The sequence below is a fragment of the Mesorhizobium sangaii genome (genome assembly GCF_014207355.1).
Classification (GTDB): domain Bacteria; phylum Pseudomonadota; class Alphaproteobacteria; order Rhizobiales; family Rhizobiaceae; genus Mesorhizobium; species Mesorhizobium sangaii.
In genome coordinates, this window is sequence record NZ_JACHEF010000005.1 from 295,191 (window position 1) to 309,179 (window position 13,989).

At 64.9% G+C, this 13,989-nt stretch carries 16 protein-coding genes; 7 read left to right on the top strand and 9 right to left on the bottom strand.

The window, feature by feature from the left end; translation table 11 throughout:
* Positions 1–26: 26 nt before the first annotated feature.
* The 3 genes from HNQ71_RS24215 to HNQ71_RS24225 all read right to left on the bottom strand — a co-directional run bounded on the left by HNQ71_RS24215 (position 27) and on the right by HNQ71_RS24225 (position 2,480).
* Positions 27–1,085, bottom strand: coding sequence for a Gfo/Idh/MocA family protein (locus HNQ71_RS24215; protein WP_184875204.1), 1,059 nt, complete (start codon positions 1,083–1,085; stop codon positions 27–29).
* Between the two features lie 101 nt (positions 1,086–1,186).
* On the bottom strand, positions 1,187–1,891 hold the full coding sequence (locus tag HNQ71_RS24220; protein WP_184875206.1) for an SDR family oxidoreductase: 705 nt from the start codon (positions 1,889–1,891) through the stop codon (positions 1,187–1,189).
* A gap of 127 nt (positions 1,892–2,018) precedes the next feature.
* Positions 2,019–2,480 (bottom strand): Lrp/AsnC ligand binding domain-containing protein, encoded by a 462-nt coding sequence (locus HNQ71_RS24225; protein ID WP_095091332.1) that lies wholly within the window; start codon positions 2,478–2,480, stop codon positions 2,019–2,021.
* 132 nt (positions 2,481–2,612) lie between these two features.
* Here HNQ71_RS24225 and HNQ71_RS24230 point away from each other — a divergent pair, with 132 nt between their 5' ends.
* Positions 2,613–3,608, top strand: coding sequence for an ornithine cyclodeaminase family protein (locus tag HNQ71_RS24230; protein ID WP_184875208.1), 996 nt, complete (start codon positions 2,613–2,615; stop codon positions 3,606–3,608).
* A 75-nt stretch (positions 3,609–3,683) separates the two neighbouring features.
* On the opposite strand, the gene HNQ71_RS24235 is transcribed toward HNQ71_RS24230, so the two are convergent.
* Positions 3,684–4,238, bottom strand: coding sequence for a cytochrome b (locus HNQ71_RS24235; protein ID WP_184875210.1), 555 nt, complete (start codon positions 4,236–4,238; stop codon positions 3,684–3,686).
* Between the two features lie 208 nt (positions 4,239–4,446).
* On the opposite strand from HNQ71_RS24235, the gene HNQ71_RS24240 reads away from it, so the two are divergent.
* Entirely contained in the window at positions 4,447–5,130 is a 684-nt protein-coding gene (locus HNQ71_RS24240) for a YoaK family protein (protein ID WP_184875212.1), read from the top strand.
* On the opposite strand, the gene HNQ71_RS24245 is transcribed toward HNQ71_RS24240, so the two are convergent.
* Positions 5,127–5,597, bottom strand: coding sequence for a MarR family winged helix-turn-helix transcriptional regulator (locus HNQ71_RS24245; protein WP_184875214.1), 471 nt, complete (start codon positions 5,595–5,597; stop codon positions 5,127–5,129). The genes HNQ71_RS24240 and HNQ71_RS24245 overlap by 4 nt on opposite strands.
* A 125-nt stretch (positions 5,598–5,722) precedes the next feature.
* Here HNQ71_RS24245 and HNQ71_RS24250 point away from each other — a divergent pair, with 125 nt between their 5' ends.
* Both HNQ71_RS24250 and HNQ71_RS24255 read left to right on the top strand, forming a co-directional pair.
* Entirely contained in the window at positions 5,723–6,538 is an 816-nt protein-coding gene (locus HNQ71_RS24250; RefSeq protein ID WP_184875216.1) for a p-hydroxycinnamoyl CoA hydratase/lyase, read from the top strand.
* Between the two features lie 32 nt (positions 6,539–6,570).
* Positions 6,571–8,091 (top strand): AMP-binding protein, encoded by a 1,521-nt coding sequence (locus tag HNQ71_RS24255; RefSeq protein ID WP_184875218.1) that lies wholly within the window; start codon positions 6,571–6,573, stop codon positions 8,089–8,091.
* A gap of 14 nt (positions 8,092–8,105) precedes the next feature.
* Here HNQ71_RS24255 and HNQ71_RS24260 read toward each other — a convergent pair whose 3' ends face one another.
* Positions 8,106–8,828, bottom strand: a complete 723-nt coding sequence (locus tag HNQ71_RS24260; protein ID WP_184875219.1) for a 3-keto-5-aminohexanoate cleavage protein — start codon at positions 8,826–8,828, stop codon at positions 8,106–8,108.
* Between the two features lie 186 nt (positions 8,829–9,014).
* Between HNQ71_RS24260 and HNQ71_RS24265 the strand changes: the two genes are divergently transcribed.
* A complete protein-coding gene (locus HNQ71_RS24265) occupies positions 9,015–9,209 on the top strand; it encodes a hypothetical protein (RefSeq protein WP_246461984.1) in 195 nt (64 codons plus the stop codon).
* A 69-nt stretch (positions 9,210–9,278) separates the two neighbouring features.
* Here HNQ71_RS24265 and HNQ71_RS24270 read toward each other — a convergent pair whose 3' ends face one another.
* Positions 9,279–11,375, bottom strand: coding sequence for an EAL domain-containing protein (locus HNQ71_RS24270; protein ID WP_184875223.1), 2,097 nt, complete (start codon positions 11,373–11,375; stop codon positions 9,279–9,281).
* Between the two features lie 246 nt (positions 11,376–11,621).
* Between HNQ71_RS24270 and HNQ71_RS24275 the strand changes: the two genes are divergently transcribed.
* Positions 11,622–12,071, top strand: a complete 450-nt coding sequence (locus tag HNQ71_RS24275) for an ester cyclase (protein ID WP_184875224.1) — start codon at positions 11,622–11,624, stop codon at positions 12,069–12,071.
* Positions 12,072–12,133: 62 nt separating this feature from the next.
* Here the strand turns inward: HNQ71_RS24275 and HNQ71_RS24280 are convergent, their stop codons facing one another.
* Together HNQ71_RS24280 and HNQ71_RS24285 are read right to left on the bottom strand one after the other, a co-directional pair.
* On the bottom strand, positions 12,134–12,664 hold the full coding sequence (locus HNQ71_RS24280; RefSeq protein ID WP_184875225.1) for a hypothetical protein: 531 nt from the start codon (positions 12,662–12,664) through the stop codon (positions 12,134–12,136).
* Positions 12,665–12,785: 121 nt separating this feature from the next.
* Positions 12,786–13,112, bottom strand: a complete 327-nt coding sequence (locus HNQ71_RS24285) for a DUF1330 domain-containing protein (RefSeq protein WP_184875226.1) — start codon at positions 13,110–13,112, stop codon at positions 12,786–12,788.
* A gap of 174 nt (positions 13,113–13,286) precedes the next feature.
* On the opposite strand from HNQ71_RS24285, the gene HNQ71_RS24290 reads away from it, so the two are divergent.
* Complete coding sequence (locus HNQ71_RS24290; RefSeq protein WP_184875227.1) at positions 13,287–13,979, top strand: winged helix-turn-helix transcriptional regulator; 693 nt, start codon at positions 13,287–13,289, stop codon at positions 13,977–13,979.
* Positions 13,980–13,989: the final 10 nt, after the last annotated feature.

Here is a 13,989-nt window from a genome sequence, read left to right on the forward strand (position 1 = left end):
GCCAACCGGTCTAGGGTGTGTTGAGATTACTGCGTGTCCGCGTGCGCCCTCAACTCCGCCCGCTTCTCGTCCGACACCACGGCGAGGTCGAGCACCTTCTGCAGGCCGGCGGCGTGGCGAAAGCTGGGTTCGCTCTGCACGCCGCTGGTGACGGCGTCGACGAACCGCTGGTAGTTGGTTGGCACCGTGCCGGCGTCGAGCTCTTCCCATTTGGCATTCTCGACATTCTCACCGACGCAGGCCTTGAGCGCCGAACCGTCGAGATTGTGCACCACCTCGATGCCGCCTCTGTCGCCATAGATGCGCAGGCGCAGTTCGTTGAGATGGCCGGTCGCCCAGCGGCTGGCATGCACCACGCCGAAGGCACCGTTGGAAAAATCCAGCGTCATGGCGAAGCTGTCATTGGCGTCGAGTTCGTACTCGCCGATGCGGTTGCCGGGCGCCTTGTCGAAGGCGCGCAGCCGGCAGAAGACATGGTCGATGTCGAGAGCGGCACCATAGCTGGCGAAATCGAGGATGTGGATGCCGACATCGCCGAGCACGCCGTTCGAGCCATGGCCGCGTGACAAGCGCCAGAGCCATTTCGGATCGGTATGCCAGTCGCCCCAGAATTTCGACACCAGCCAGCTTTGCAGATAGGACGCCTCGACATGCCTGACCGTGCCGATTTCGCCAGCCTGCACCATCTGGCGGGCCTTCTGCAGCGCCGCGACATTGCGATAGGTGAGGTTGACCATGTTGACGAGGCCGGCAGCCTCGGCGGCATCCGCCATCTCGCTGGCCTTGCCGAAGTTCTCTGCCAGCGGCTTCTCGCACAGCACCGGCTTGCCGGCGGCGATCAGCGCCATGGTAGTCGGGTGATGGATGCGGTCCGGCGTGACATTGGCCACCGCGTCGAAGCCGCCCCAAGTCAGCGCATCCTCCAGCGAGGTAAAGCGGTTGGGGATGTTGAAGCCGTCGGCGAATTCACCAACGCGCGCCGCGTCGACATCGACGGCGCCGACGATGTCGACGCCCTCGATGGCGTTGAACCGCTTTGCATGTTCCTGCGCCATCCAGCCGGTGCCGAGTATCAAAAGCCGCATTTTTTGCTCCTTGGAGATATCAGAATCCGTCTTCTCACAGGCGCTGCCAGATCGCCTTCAGCGGCGAACGCAGGAAGGGGCAGCCTCCTTCGGTCGCCGCCTCAGATAGCGCGAATGATGCCGCCGTCGACGCGGATGTTCTGGCCGGTGATGTAGCCTGCGCCTTCGGAAGCCAGGAAGGCGATGGTCGCGGCGATCTCTTCGGAGGTGCCGTAGCGCTGCATCGGCACGCTGTCGCGGCGCTCCTCTGTGGCCGGCAGGCTGTCGATCCAGCCGGGCAAAACGTTGTTCATGCGCACATTGTCTGATGCATAGGTGTTGGCGAAGATCTTGGTGTAGGCGGCAAGCCCGGCGCGGAACACCGCCGAGGTCGGGAACATCGGGCTTGGCTCGACCACCCAGGCGGTCGAGATGTTGATGATGGCGCCGCCCTTCTGCTTGACCATTTGCGGTGCCACGATGCGCACCGGCCGGATGACGTTCAGCAGGTAGACATCCATGCCGGTGTGCCACTGCTCGTCCGTGATATCGAGGATCGGCGCGCGCGGCCCGTGGCCGCCGCTGTTGACCAGCACGTCGATGCGGCCATAGCGCTCCAGCGTCAGGTCGACGAGGCGCTGCAGATCGTCATTCGACTGGTTGGACCCGGTGACGCCGAGGCCGCCAAGCTCCTTGGCCAGCGCTTCGCCCTTGCCGGACGACGACAGGATGGCGACGTTGAAGCCATCCGCCGCCAGGCGCTTCGCCGCCGCCGCACCCATGCCGCTTCCGCCAGCCACGACGACAGCTGTTTTTTCTGAACTCATCTGATTTTCCTTCTCGGGTTGGCGGACGGGCCTTGGCAGTTGGCGGTGTATAGCCGGTTTCGTCAGCCAGTTCGAACCAGAAAGCCTGAACCAGCATGCAGAAAAACTCTCCCATGGCGCTGGGAACTCAGACGGGCAAAAGGGCGTCTGGCTTCACATTGGCGATCGAGGCGTAGGTGTGCGTTTCCCGGACGCCGGGCAGCGGCAGGATGACCCGCTGCAGGAAATCCTGGAACACCGCCATGTCGGCGATGCGCGCCTTGACCAGATAGTCGAAACCGCCGACCACCATGTGGCATTCGATGATCTCGGGCGCCCGCAGCACCGCCTCGGCGAAGCGGTCGAAGACTTGCGGCGCCGTATGGTCGAGCCGCACCTCGATGAAGACGAGCTGTGCCTGCCCGATCCTGGCCGGGTCCAGAATGGCACGCACCGCGCGAATGAAGCCTTCGGCGAACAGCCGCTTGACGCGCTGCGCCGCCCCTGTCGGCGACAACCCAACCCGCCGCGCCAGATCGAGCGTCGTACGGCGGCCATCCTCCTGCAACAAGCGCAGCAGCGAGCGGTCGATACGGTCGAGATCATCCATTTCAGGATTCACACTTTTGACCCAGAGTAAGCGTGATAGTCACGCCGAAATCGCAAAAACAGCATATTTCATCACGCCGTCAGATCGCAATACCGTTGCCGTGCACTCCAGCCGACAACGAAAGCGGAACCCATGACAACAGCCCTATCGATCTCCCGCAGCGCCCAGGCCAAGGGCGATACACCAGTCCTCTTCTTGAGCGAAGCCGAGGTGAAAACCTGCATCGACCTTCGCCAGCTTCTCGACGCGCTGGCCGGCGGCTTCAAGGCGCTGTCCGAAGGCAAGGTCGTCAATCCGGCGCGGCCGCAGCTCGATATCCCTGATGCAGGCTATTCACTGGCGATGCCGGCCTGGATGGCGGGCATGCATCTGACGGTGAAGATCGTCAATGTGTTCGAGGGCAACATCGCCAAAGGCATCCCCAGCCACCTCGCCACCATCCATCTGTTCGACCCGCAGACCGGCATGCCGGTCTGCGTCATGGACGGCACCTACATCACCGCCGTGCGCACCTCCGGCTCGGCCGTGCTGTCGGTGCGCGAACTCGCCCGGCGCGACGCCAAGGTAGCGACGGTGGTGGGCGCCGGCGTGCAGGCCGGCCAGCACTTGCACCTACTGCCGCTGGTGCGCGATTTCGCCGAGATCCGAGTCGTCTCGAAGGAATTCGCCGATGCGCAGGCGCTTGCCGTGCAGCATCCTGGCGTCGTCGCCGTCCGCGATCTCGAAGCCGCGGTACGCTCGTCGGATGTCGTCTGCCTTGCGACGCATTCCTACGAGCCGGTGATTTCGCCCAACTGGGTGCGGCCTGGCACCCATGTCTCGTCGGTGGGCGTCGCACCGCCCGGTGGCGAACTGCCGGTCGACCTCATCAAGAGGGCCAGCCTGTTCGTCGAGACCGGCGAAGCCTTCGCCCCGACCCCGGTCGGCTCCTGCGAACTCGCCGGTCTCGATCCACAAACCGGAACCGAACTCGGCGAAATGCTGCTCGGTCTACGGCCGGGACGCGTCAGCGCCGAGCAGGTCACCGTCTACAAGGCCATGGGTGTTGCCATGGAAGACATGGTGGCGGCCGACCTCGCCTATCGCGAAGCGGTTCGGCGGGGATTGGGGCGGGCTGTTGCGCTGTAGCGGGCTTGGCCGGGCTCATCGTTTAGGTCGGGCGCTGCCCCTCGTAGCCCGTACGATGGGCAGACCGGTTGAATATCAACGCGCCTTGGGCAAGCCGGGCAGCATCTGGCTTCGCACGCGATCGCCAAGGAAGACGTGATGGAAGATGGCCGCGGCGGCGTGCAGGCCGGCGAGCGATAGGATGATATCGCCAAGCGTGCCGTGGATGTCCGCCAGCGATGCACCGGCGCCCCACGGGTCGAAAAACGGACCGATGGCGCCGAAGCCGTAGACCGTCACCGGGTGGCCGCCGAACCATGCGCCGAGCATGGCGGTCGCCGGAACCGCGAACAGAAGCGCATAGAGCGCCCAGTGCGTCACCTTGGAGGCGACGGCCATCCATGCGGGCATCGGCGGTGCATCGGGAACGCGGTCGAACAGGCGCCAGATCACACGAGCGACCAGCAGCCAGAAGACGGTGAAACCGAGCGACTCGTGAAGCAACAGTGTCGAGGCGCGGGCCCCGGAATAGCCCCGCGCCGGGGGACCGCCTTCGGAGACCAGGAAGGCGATGAGCACAAGCAGTGCCGTCAGCCAGTGAAACGCCTGGGCAAGGCTTCCGTAGCGGGTTGTCGTACCGGACAGCGACATGCAAGAGCTCCGTTGGACACAATTGTCGTCAAGTGAACATCCGAGTTTGCCGTTCATGTGGCGGTGGCCTCGCGACGGCCGCGCTGGCGACGGCAAAGATGCCGCGCTGCCGACGGCAAAGCGCCGCACGGGCGGCGGCCGCGCGGAGGTGGAACGCTCCGCCGGGATATGAGACGCTCACCGCCAGGCCTGGCCAGGAGATGCAACGATGAAACCCACACTGCCGCTGCTGTTGAGCCTCAATGGCGGCTATGTCGATACGGCCGGGTTCCTGGCTCTACAGGGCCTGTTCACTGCGCATGTGACGGGAAATTTCGTCACCCTAGGCGCCTCGCTGGTGCTTGGCATTTCGGGCGTGCTGGCAAAGCTTTTGGCGTTGCCGGTGTTCTGCATCGTCGTCATCCTGACCCGGCTCGCCGGCGAGCGCTTGCGCAGACGGGGACGGCCGGCGCTCGGGCCGCTGCTGGCGGCCAAGCTGGCGCTGCTGATCGCCGGTGCTGCGCTGGCGATCCGCTTTGGCCCCTTCGCCAGCGGTGACGGTGCGGCGGCAATCGTCACCGGCATGGTGCTGGTCGCCGCGATGGCGATCCAGAATGCGGTGCACCGCGTCCATCTCGCGGCCGCACCCCCGTCAACGCTGATGACCGGCACCACCACCCAGATCATGATCGACCTCAGCGATCTCATCGGCGGCGCGAAGCCAGAGGCCCGCCCTGCCCTCATTGCCCGCCTGCGGCGCATGTCGGTGGCGGTCGCCGTGTTCGCGGCCGGCTGCGCCGTCGCCGCGCTTGGCTTTGCCTTCGCCAATGTTTGGTGCTTCGTCGTGCCGCCTGTGATTGCGTTCTTCGCCCTGCTGCTGCGGCTTGGCGCGCAGGACGGGGAAACCAGCTAGCCCTCTTCCTCCGTCCAGATCAGCCGCAGCAGGCGCAGCAGCGTCGCCCGCTCCTTTTTTGTCAGCCGGTGCAGGAACCGGTCCTCATGCCGGCGAACCTGCCGCCGCCATCCGGGCATGGCCTCCCTGGCGGCCGGCGTCAGGGCGAGCATCTGCACGCGCTTGTCGCCGGCATGGTCGTCACGCTCGACCAGCCCGCGCTCTTCCAGTTCGCCGAGCAGCGGCGCCATGTTGGCGCTCTTCATGCCGAGCAGTCGGCAGAGTTCGGCGGCGCGGATGCCGGGCTTCTCGTCGATCAGCGCCAGCATGCCATAGGTCACCGGGCGCAGCGCCGCCTCGGCCAGCTCGACCGCGAAATCGTTGAGCGCAATGGCCGAGGCGCGTTTGAGATTGTAGCCGATCTGCGCATCGAGCGCGTCTTCGGGTGCCGCGCCTGGCGCGCTGCGACTGGTGTGAGCCTCGTCCATGTTGCAACCGATCGCCGCGATCAAGCCCCTTGTCAAGCGAAAAAGACTATGCGACATAGCAAACATGATCGCTATGTTGCATAGCAATTTTCACCAGTACAGCAGGGAAACGGGAGGACCTGACCATGACCGAAGAGACCGTTGCCTGTGACGTCGAGAACGGCATCGCCTGGGTGCGCTTCAACCGTCCGGACAAACGCAATTGCATGAACCCGGCGCTCAACCGGCGAATGATGGAGGTTCTCGACGAGTTGGAATTCCGCGACGATGTCGGCGTGCTGGTGCTGTCGGGCGAAGGCAGCGCCTGGTCGGCGGGCATGGACCTCAAGGAGTATTTCCGCGAGACTGAAGCCAAGGGCCTGGGCGCCATCCGCAAGGCGCAATCCGAAGCCTATGGCTGGTGGCGGCGGCTACGTTGGTACGGCAAGCCGACCATCGCCATGGTCAATGGCTGGTGCTTCGGCGGCGGCTATGGCCCGCTCTTCGCTTGCGACCTCGCCTTCGCCGCCGACGAGGCGCAGTTCGCCCTGTCCGAGATCAACTGGGGCATCCTTCCTGGCGGCGGCGCCACCAAGGTCGTGGTCGACCTCTTGTCGATGCGCGACGCCATGTACCACGCGCTGACCGGCGAGCTCATCGACGGCAGGAAGGCCGCCGCCTGGAAGCTGGTCAATGAAAGCCTGCCGCTGGCGGATCTGAAGGCACGTGTCACCGAGGTCGCCACCCTCTTGCTCAAGAAGAACCCGATTGCCCTGAAGGCGACCAAGGACGCCATCCGCCGCGTCGCCGAGATGACCTACGACAATGCAGAGGACTATCTCGTGCGGGCGCAAGAGGCGGCCAATTCCCACGACAATGAGGGCCGCAAGGAAGGCATCCGCCAGTTCATCGACGAAAAGAGCTACAAGCCGGGTCTCGGCACCTACGACAAGGCAAGGTGATCCCGCAAAGTACAGGCAATCCTGGGGAGGAGATGCAGATGCCGGCCTGGACGACATCAGACCCCGTGGCCCTGCACGCCAGGGCGCAGCCGGATCGTCTCGCTTGTGTCGACCTGGCCACTGGCCGGCGCTGGACCTATTTCGCGCTGGACGAAGCCATCCAGCGTGCCGTCGGTGTTCTCGAAGCCGGCCATGGCATCGCGGCCGGCCAACGGGTCGCGACGATAGCCCGCAACAGCGCCGATCTCCTGATCCTTCAGCAGGCTTCGATGCGGCTCGGCGCCATCTTCGTGCCGCTCAACTGGCGGCTTGCCAGCGCCGAGCAGAAGACGATCCTCGAGGATTGCGATCCGCTGCTTCTGTTGCATGACTCGGCCCTCGATTTAGCGCTGCCCAAAAGCTGCAGGCCGGTCGAAGTCGCTGCCTTCGCGGCGGCGGTCGAGGCGCATGCGCCGGCAGCGCGCCGCCCGTTACCGGCGGACGACACGCCGTCGATCATCCTCTACACATCCGGCACGTCGGGCCGGCCGAAGGGAGTTATCGTCACCGAGCGCAACGCCTTCGCCACAGCGGTCAATTTCGGCGTGCTGGGGCGGGTCGGAAACGCCAGCATCTTCCTCTGCGACGCGCCGATGTTCCATGTCATCGGCCTCATCACCAACCTGCGGCCACCTCTGCTTCAGGGTGGCACGGTGCTGATCTCGCCCGGCTTCGACGCCGGCCTCACCAACCGTCGCCTCGCCGATCCCGCACTTGGCGTCACCCACTATTTCTGTGTGCCGCAGATGGCCAGAATGCTGCACGACCATCCGGATTTTGCGCCCGCGAACTGGACTTCGCTCACCGCCATCTTCACCGGCGGAGCGCCAAACCCCGCCGCCGAGATCAACTGGTGGCTGGCGCGAGGTGTGCGCATGGTAGACGGCTTCGGCATGACGGAGGCCGGCACCGTGCTCGGCATGCCGGTCGAGACCGAAAGGATCGCCCGCAAGGCGGGCTCGGCGGGACTTGCGGCGCCGACGATCGGCCTTCGCATCGTCGACGACGATGGCCGCGACGTCGCTGCGGGCGAACCAGGCGAGATCTGGCTGTCCGGCCCCAGCCTCACATCAGGCTACTGGAACCGGCCGGAGGAGACGGCCCGCGCCTTCACCGCCGATGGCTGGTTCCGCACCGGCGACATCGCGCGGCAGGACGGCGAAGGCTTCGTCACCCTCGTCGACCGCCGCAAGGACATGTTCATTTCCGGCGGCGAGAACGTCTATCCGGTCGAAATCGAGATGGCGCTGCTCGACCACCCCGACATCGCCGAGGCGGCCGTGATCGGCGTCGCCGACCAGCGATGGGGCGAAGTCGGGCGCGCCTTTGTCGTGGTCAAACCCGGCTGCGTTGTCGACCCGGCTGATCTGGCAAGCCACTGCGGCGCCCGCATCGCCCGCTACAAGGTGCCGAAGGAGTTCTTGCTCACCGATACGCTGCCGCGCACCGCATCCGGCAAGATCCAGAAACACATTCTACGCACCTGGACAGCACCGACCAGCGGGCAAGCCTGAGGCTCGACCGTCATTCAGCCCGCGGGCGCGGACTGAAACATCGCCACGGCCGCCGCGACGATTTCCGCATTGTCCCTCGCCATGCTGCCATCGGCGAGCGTCTTGCCGTCTTCCAACCCGACCCGCGTCGACCAGCGCTTGCGATGCGCAAGCACGACGAATGGCCAGACCGTGGCGTCGACGCCGTGCAGCAGGATCGGCCGCCGCACCCCGGCACGCTCGAGCACGGCGGCGATGCCATCCGCCTCGTCCAGCGCAGCCGGCAGGTCCTGGATATCGATCTCGATCAGGATGCGCAGCACGCGGCTGTGGTCGGCAAGACCGACGAAGCGCTCGGCATCGGCTGTTGTGGCAAGCCCCGCCTCGATGCCGACGCCGCGCTGGCGCAGCAGCTCCATTACGCCGGGCGCATCGACCTCCGACAAATTGACCGACGCATAGTCGGGCAGTTCCTGCCACGCGCCGATCGCGGCGCGGGTCCGCTCGACATCGTTCTCGATCCAGGCGCCGGTCGACACGCCAATGAGCGTGCCCGGGCAGGCCCGGCGCACCGCCAGCACGGTAGCGTCGACCGCCGCCAGGGTTTCGCGCTCGTCAATGCGCGGATGGATGTGCAGTTCGGCCGCACCGGCGGCGACACAAGCCGCGGCGTCGTTGGCCATCGCCTGTGCATCGAGCGGCAACCTGGGATGGAAATCGCGTGGACGCGCGCCGTTGATGCAGGCCTGGACGATCATCGATCCCACCTCGGACAAGGAGGTTGCAGTCTAGCCGCGCAGCAAGACGCGGCAAAGAGCTGGAGACTCGCTCCTGACAGGGCGCGCAACATTCGACGGCATTTGAATAAAAGCCGCCTGTGGATATTTACCCCGAATTCCGCAGGGCCCGGCAAAATGCATTAGGGCGGGATCATGGAGAGACCATTGACCAGTGATTTTTCAGCGGCCCGCATCCACCTCGAACGCGCCTATCACTATCTGCAAGGCAGTGACGAGACGAGCCGCATGGCATGTGACGCCCTCGATCTGTTGATCGAAACGGTGGCAGAGGCACAGCACAGGCCATCCGAGGCTGGAGTGCTGGAATTTCCGCAGTCGACGGCGCGGCGAACCGCCTAAGATGTTTTGAGACTCAGGCCGGCTGGCCCGGCCTGAATCTCAACACACCTGAATCTCAATATATCTGGGTCACGATGCCTTACGGGTCGCCACCACTTCGGTCGTGCGCGAAACGATCGCCTCCAGCGGTTCCGGCCGGTGCAGCAAGAACCCCTGGCCGAAGGCGACGCCCATGTCGCTCAGCATCGTCAACGTATCCTGCCGTTCGATCTTCTCGCCCACCACATCGCAGCCCAGACTACGGGCAATGCTGGTGATAGCCAGCACGATCTCGCGGTCGAAGCGGCTTTGCGTGATGTGCTCGACAAAGGAACCGTCGATCTTGATCGTGTCGACGGGGAAGCGCCTGAGATATTCGAACGAACTCATGCCGGCGCCGAAATCGTCGAGGCTGACCCGGCAGTGCCGCTCGCGCGCCTTGCGCACGAATTGTTCCGCGGCGTCGAAATTCGTGACCGCGGCGGTCTCGGTAATCTCGAAGCCGATGCCCGAATGCGGCACCCCGGTCTCCTCGATGACGCTGTCGACGAACGCCCACAATTGCGGATCGCTCAACGTCTGCGCCGACAGGTTGAAGCCGAGCGTCAGCGCGCCCGAGCGCAAGGCCGCGCCATGCCGCGACAGCGCGGTGCGGATGATCCAGCGGTCGAGCCTGGAAGCGATGCCGAACCGCTCGGCCACCGGAATGAACTCTCCGGGCGGCACCAGGCGGCCATTGCGCGCGACGAGCCTCGCCAGCACTTCGACATGGCGGCTCTCTTGCCACGGCCTGCCCAGCAGATGGATTTCCTGGCCGAACAGTTTCAGCCGCCCGTCTTCCATGGCGTCGACGGTGTCGGCGGCGATGCGCGCCGCATTCAGCCCGCCCGAGCCCGATGCCGTCTTGACGGAGAACACCGCGAAACGGTTTCGTCCGGCAGCCTTGGCCGCGTAGCAGGCATCGTCGGCGCACGCCAGCGCGTCGGCCACCGTGGTGCCGGCGTCATCGACGAAGGCGATGCCGATCGAGGCCGCCAGCTTGCGCGTCGATGCGGCCGGGCCGAGATCGGCTTCGCGCACCGCGCCAAGCACGGCAGTGGCGATCCGCTCGGCCTGCGCGGCATAGCAATGCGGCACCACCAGCGCGAATTCGTCGCCGCCGAGCCGCGCCGCATGCGCCGATGGCGGCAGACAAGCGCGGATGCCGGCGGCAACGCTCTTCAGCGCCAGGTCGCCGGCCGCATGGCCGGCAAAATCGTTGAGCGCCTTGAAGTAGTCGAGATCGACATAGAACACGGCGAGCGGCGCACCCGCCGCGATATGGTCGGCGAGCAGCCGGTCGAAGGCGGAGCGGTTCCACAGGCCGGTCAGCGCATCATGCCGAGCCGCGTAGGCGAGCTCCTGCTCGCGCAGCTTTTCCTCGGTGATGTCGCGCACCGTGCCGAGGATCTGGCCGGCGGCACCCGCGGCGGCGACGAAGCGGACCAGCGATTCGATGTGGCGGATCTCGCCGTCGCGTCTGATGATACGGTATTGATTGGCGATGACGGCGTCCGTTCCCATCGGTGCCCGGTGCGCGCGCTCGGTGGCTTCCTTGTCTTCGGGATGCAGATAGCTGTGCCAAAGGTCGGCCGTCACCTCGTCGGTGTCGGCGACGAGGCCGAACATGTCCCTGGTGCGGGTGTCCCAATAGCTCTTGTTGGTGGCGATGTCGTAGTGCCAGATGCCGGTGCCGCTGGCGGCGAGCGCCAGGCGGAAGCGCACATTGACCTTTTCGAGCTCGGCTTCGGCCGCCTTCTGCTTGGTGATGTCGGTCTGCACGCCCATCAGCCGCAGCGGCTTTCCGGACGTGTCGCGCTCGACGATGCCGCCGCGATCGAGCACCCATACCCAGTGACCCTGCTTGTGCTTCAGCCTGAGTTCGGTCTCGATGGCGTCGGTCTGTCCGGCAATGTGGCGGTCGCCGCTGGCCAGCGCCCGCTCGCGATCGTCGGGATGGGTCAGTTGCAGCCACAGGTCGCTGGTGTTGGCAAGTTCGCTTTCGTCATAGCCCAGCATCCGCGCCCAGGTCGCGGAATAGAAGCAATCGCCGCTCGCAAGATCCCAGTCCCAGACACCAAGATGCGCGCGTTCCAGGGCCTTGGCCCAGAACGTTCCATTGCGACTTTTCTTGTCCTGACGCGCCATCGTCTGTTTCGCTCATCCCCACCCGCGGGGCAATCTGCAGCAAAACCAGAGAAGAAACAGTTACCGAAGGAGGATTGCCCAGAGCGGCGATCCTGCGTTGCCAGCTGCGTGGGCGTTGCCGGTACCTCCCCGCCTTTCGATTGGCCGGCAAGAACCGGAATTTTGCGCCCGCCGGATCGTCCTAGTGCTTGCCCCAGGTCACCGGTGAACACGGTGATCCCAAGTCAAAAACAAGAGGACCTCCCAATGACCAAGCAAGAAGACAATAAGGCCGTCGTCGTCAGATGGTTCACCGACTTCTGGGGTGAAACCTGCGATCTGTCGGTGGTCGACGACATCGCCGCACCCGACATGCTGCTGAAATACTCGCTGCATGAGCCGCGCCGCGGCCGCGACGACATCAAGGCCTTCATGACCGACTTCCGCGCCGCCTTCCCGGACCTCAACTTCTGGGCCACCGCCGACCTCATCGCCGAAGGCGACTATGTCGTCGGCCAGTGGGAGGGCGGCGGCACGCATACCGGTCCGGCGTTCAGCGATTTCCTCGTCGGGTCGCTGCGGGCCGCCACCGGCCGCACCATGCGCTTCACCGGCACCACCGTGCTGAAAGTGGTCGACGGCAGGATCGTCGAGGAGATCGGCCTCGACGACGGCGTTGCCGCCCTTACTCAGCTCGGCCTCATCAAGGCCGCCTGAAGCGGTTCACGCAACCGCGTGTTGAGTGGCCAGGCGGCATTGGCGCCGCCTGGCCTTGCCGGCTACTGGCTTGGCGCCACCGCGTGTTCGCATGACACTTTCGGGTTCATGTCGGCGAAGGTACCGGTCGGGTTGCCCTTCCACGCCCAGACATGCAGTTCGTAGAACGCGCCCAGGCCGTAGCGGTTGGGCGCGCTGTTGAAGTTGAACAGCTGTCCGTCCAGCGACGCCGGCCCCTTCGAGGTGATGTATTCGACCGCCACCAGCTTCAGCGTGCCGTTGGCCATCGGCTCGTACATCACGGCTTCGGGACGGGCGATGTCGATCTTGTCATCCTTCAGGTACTGGCCGTTGACGTAGTGGATGCCCATGGCGCCGCCGGTGATGCCGCTGGCGCAGGGGATCGGCGCATAGCCCTCGGCCGTCGCGGCCTTGACGTCGACAAACCGGCTGTTGGCACCCCGTACCTTTTCGGCCAGCGGATTGGGTCCGGACGCAGCCGCTTCCTGATGGGCCTGCGCGAATGCGGTGCAGACGGCCAGCATGGCCCCCGCCATGAGAACCCTGTTGCAGAAGTTCGATATCATGATCATTCCATTCTTCTTGAAAAAGCACAGCTGGCCAGCCGCCGAAAATACGGAGGCCCGACACGCAAGCGCTGTGACTGTTGTTGCCTGGTGATCCCGCAATCGATGCGACGAATGCCGGGAACGGTCATCCCTTCGGCAGGTACGGGATCGTTCCGGCGAGATCGGTGTTGTCGATCATCTGGAAACGGCTGTCGCTGCCATCCTGCCGGGCCGATGCGAAGGGCGCATAGGCCGGATCGTTGGTGAACGCGCGCGCCGCCGCTTCCGACGGGAACGCCATCAGGGCGATCAGCGTGGTGTCGAGCGGCTTGCCTTCAAGCGTCTTCACATTGCCGCTGCGCGACAGGTATCTGCCGCCATGCTTGTGGACGAGGTCGTGCACCGAGGCGGCATAGGACGTCATCCACTGCGGGTCCTTCACCTTGATGTCTGCGATAATGTAAGCGGTCATGGGTCGTCTCCTGTTGTGGCGCAAGGGGTATCCCGTGCACCGGCCAAGAGCTCGCATGGCAGGGCGCCCTCCAACCAGTCCGCGATCTGTACTGGGGTGGTACAGTTTCCGTACTGGCCGCTTCATTCATGAAGGCCTAATATTCAGCCCAGGTTCGAGGGAGAGGCACCAGTCATGACCCAGCACGGATACAAGCAGTTCTGCCCGCTATCGATGGCAGCCGAGGTGCTCTGCACCCGCTGGACCATGGTTCTGCTGCGCGAACTTGTGGCAGGCTCGACCCGCTTCAACGACCTGCGCCGCGGCGTGCCGAAAATGTCGCCGACCCTTCTGTCGCAACGGCTCAAGGAGCTCGAACTGGCGGGGATCATCGAGCGCAAGGAAGTGGCGGGCGAGAAAGGCATCTTCGAATATCGGCTGACCGAAGCCGGCAGGGATTTGCGCCCGGTCGTCGAGGCGATGGGCTTCTGGGGACAGAAATGGGTCGAGTCCCGGCTGTCGCTGAAAAACCTCGATCCGTCGTTGCTGATGTGGGACATGCGGCGCAATTTGAACCCCTCGCCCCTGCCCGAGGGGCGCACGGTGATACAATTTCTGTATCAGGATTTACCGGCGTCCAAACGGTCGTGGTGGCTGATCGTCGAGAAGCACGGCGAGGTTGATCTTTGCTGGTACGATCCTGGCTTTGACGTCGATCTCTACGTCTCGACCGACCTGCATACGATGACGGCGATCTGGATGGGCTTGATCACGGTCGAGAAGGCCGGGGCAAAGGTCGCGTTGACCGGCGACCAGCATATCGCGAGGAAAATGCAGACCTGGTTGGGGCTCAGCCCGTTTGCGATCGAACCCAAGCGGGCGGCGTAGCCACTAGAGG

Bases quoted from the DNA above. Each gene is read 5' to 3' on its own strand.
- HNQ71_RS24215 (WP_184875204.1), bottom strand. From the start codon at position 1,085: ATGCGGCTTTTGATACTCGGCACCGGCTGGATGGCGCAGGAACATGCA.
- HNQ71_RS24220 (WP_184875206.1), bottom strand. From the start codon at position 1,891: ATGAGTTCAGAAAAAACAGCTGTCGTCGTGGCTGGCGGAAGCGGCATG.
- HNQ71_RS24225 (WP_095091332.1), bottom strand. From the start codon at position 2,480: ATGGATGATCTCGACCGTATCGACCGCTCGCTGCTGCGCTTGTTGCAG.
- HNQ71_RS24230 (WP_184875208.1), top strand. From the start codon at position 2,613: ATGACAACAGCCCTATCGATCTCCCGCAGCGCCCAGGCCAAGGGCGAT.
- HNQ71_RS24235 (WP_184875210.1), bottom strand. From the start codon at position 4,238: ATGTCGCTGTCCGGTACGACAACCCGCTACGGAAGCCTTGCCCAGGCG.
- HNQ71_RS24240 (WP_184875212.1), top strand. From the start codon at position 4,447: ATGAAACCCACACTGCCGCTGCTGTTGAGCCTCAATGGCGGCTATGTC.
- HNQ71_RS24245 (WP_184875214.1), bottom strand. From the start codon at position 5,597: ATGGACGAGGCTCACACCAGTCGCAGCGCGCCAGGCGCGGCACCCGAA.
- HNQ71_RS24250 (WP_184875216.1), top strand. From the start codon at position 5,723: ATGACCGAAGAGACCGTTGCCTGTGACGTCGAGAACGGCATCGCCTGG.
- HNQ71_RS24255 (WP_184875218.1), top strand. From the start codon at position 6,571: ATGCAGATGCCGGCCTGGACGACATCAGACCCCGTGGCCCTGCACGCC.
- HNQ71_RS24260 (WP_184875219.1), bottom strand. From the start codon at position 8,828: ATGATCGTCCAGGCCTGCATCAACGGCGCGCGTCCACGCGATTTCCAT.
- HNQ71_RS24270 (WP_184875223.1), bottom strand. From the start codon at position 11,375: ATGGCGCGTCAGGACAAGAAAAGTCGCAATGGAACGTTCTGGGCCAAG.
- HNQ71_RS24275 (WP_184875224.1), top strand. From the start codon at position 11,622: ATGACCAAGCAAGAAGACAATAAGGCCGTCGTCGTCAGATGGTTCACC.
- HNQ71_RS24280 (WP_184875225.1), bottom strand. From the start codon at position 12,664: ATGATCATGATATCGAACTTCTGCAACAGGGTTCTCATGGCGGGGGCC.
- HNQ71_RS24285 (WP_184875226.1), bottom strand. From the start codon at position 13,112: ATGACCGCTTACATTATCGCAGACATCAAGGTGAAGGACCCGCAGTGG.
- HNQ71_RS24290 (WP_184875227.1), top strand. From the start codon at position 13,287: ATGACCCAGCACGGATACAAGCAGTTCTGCCCGCTATCGATGGCAGCC.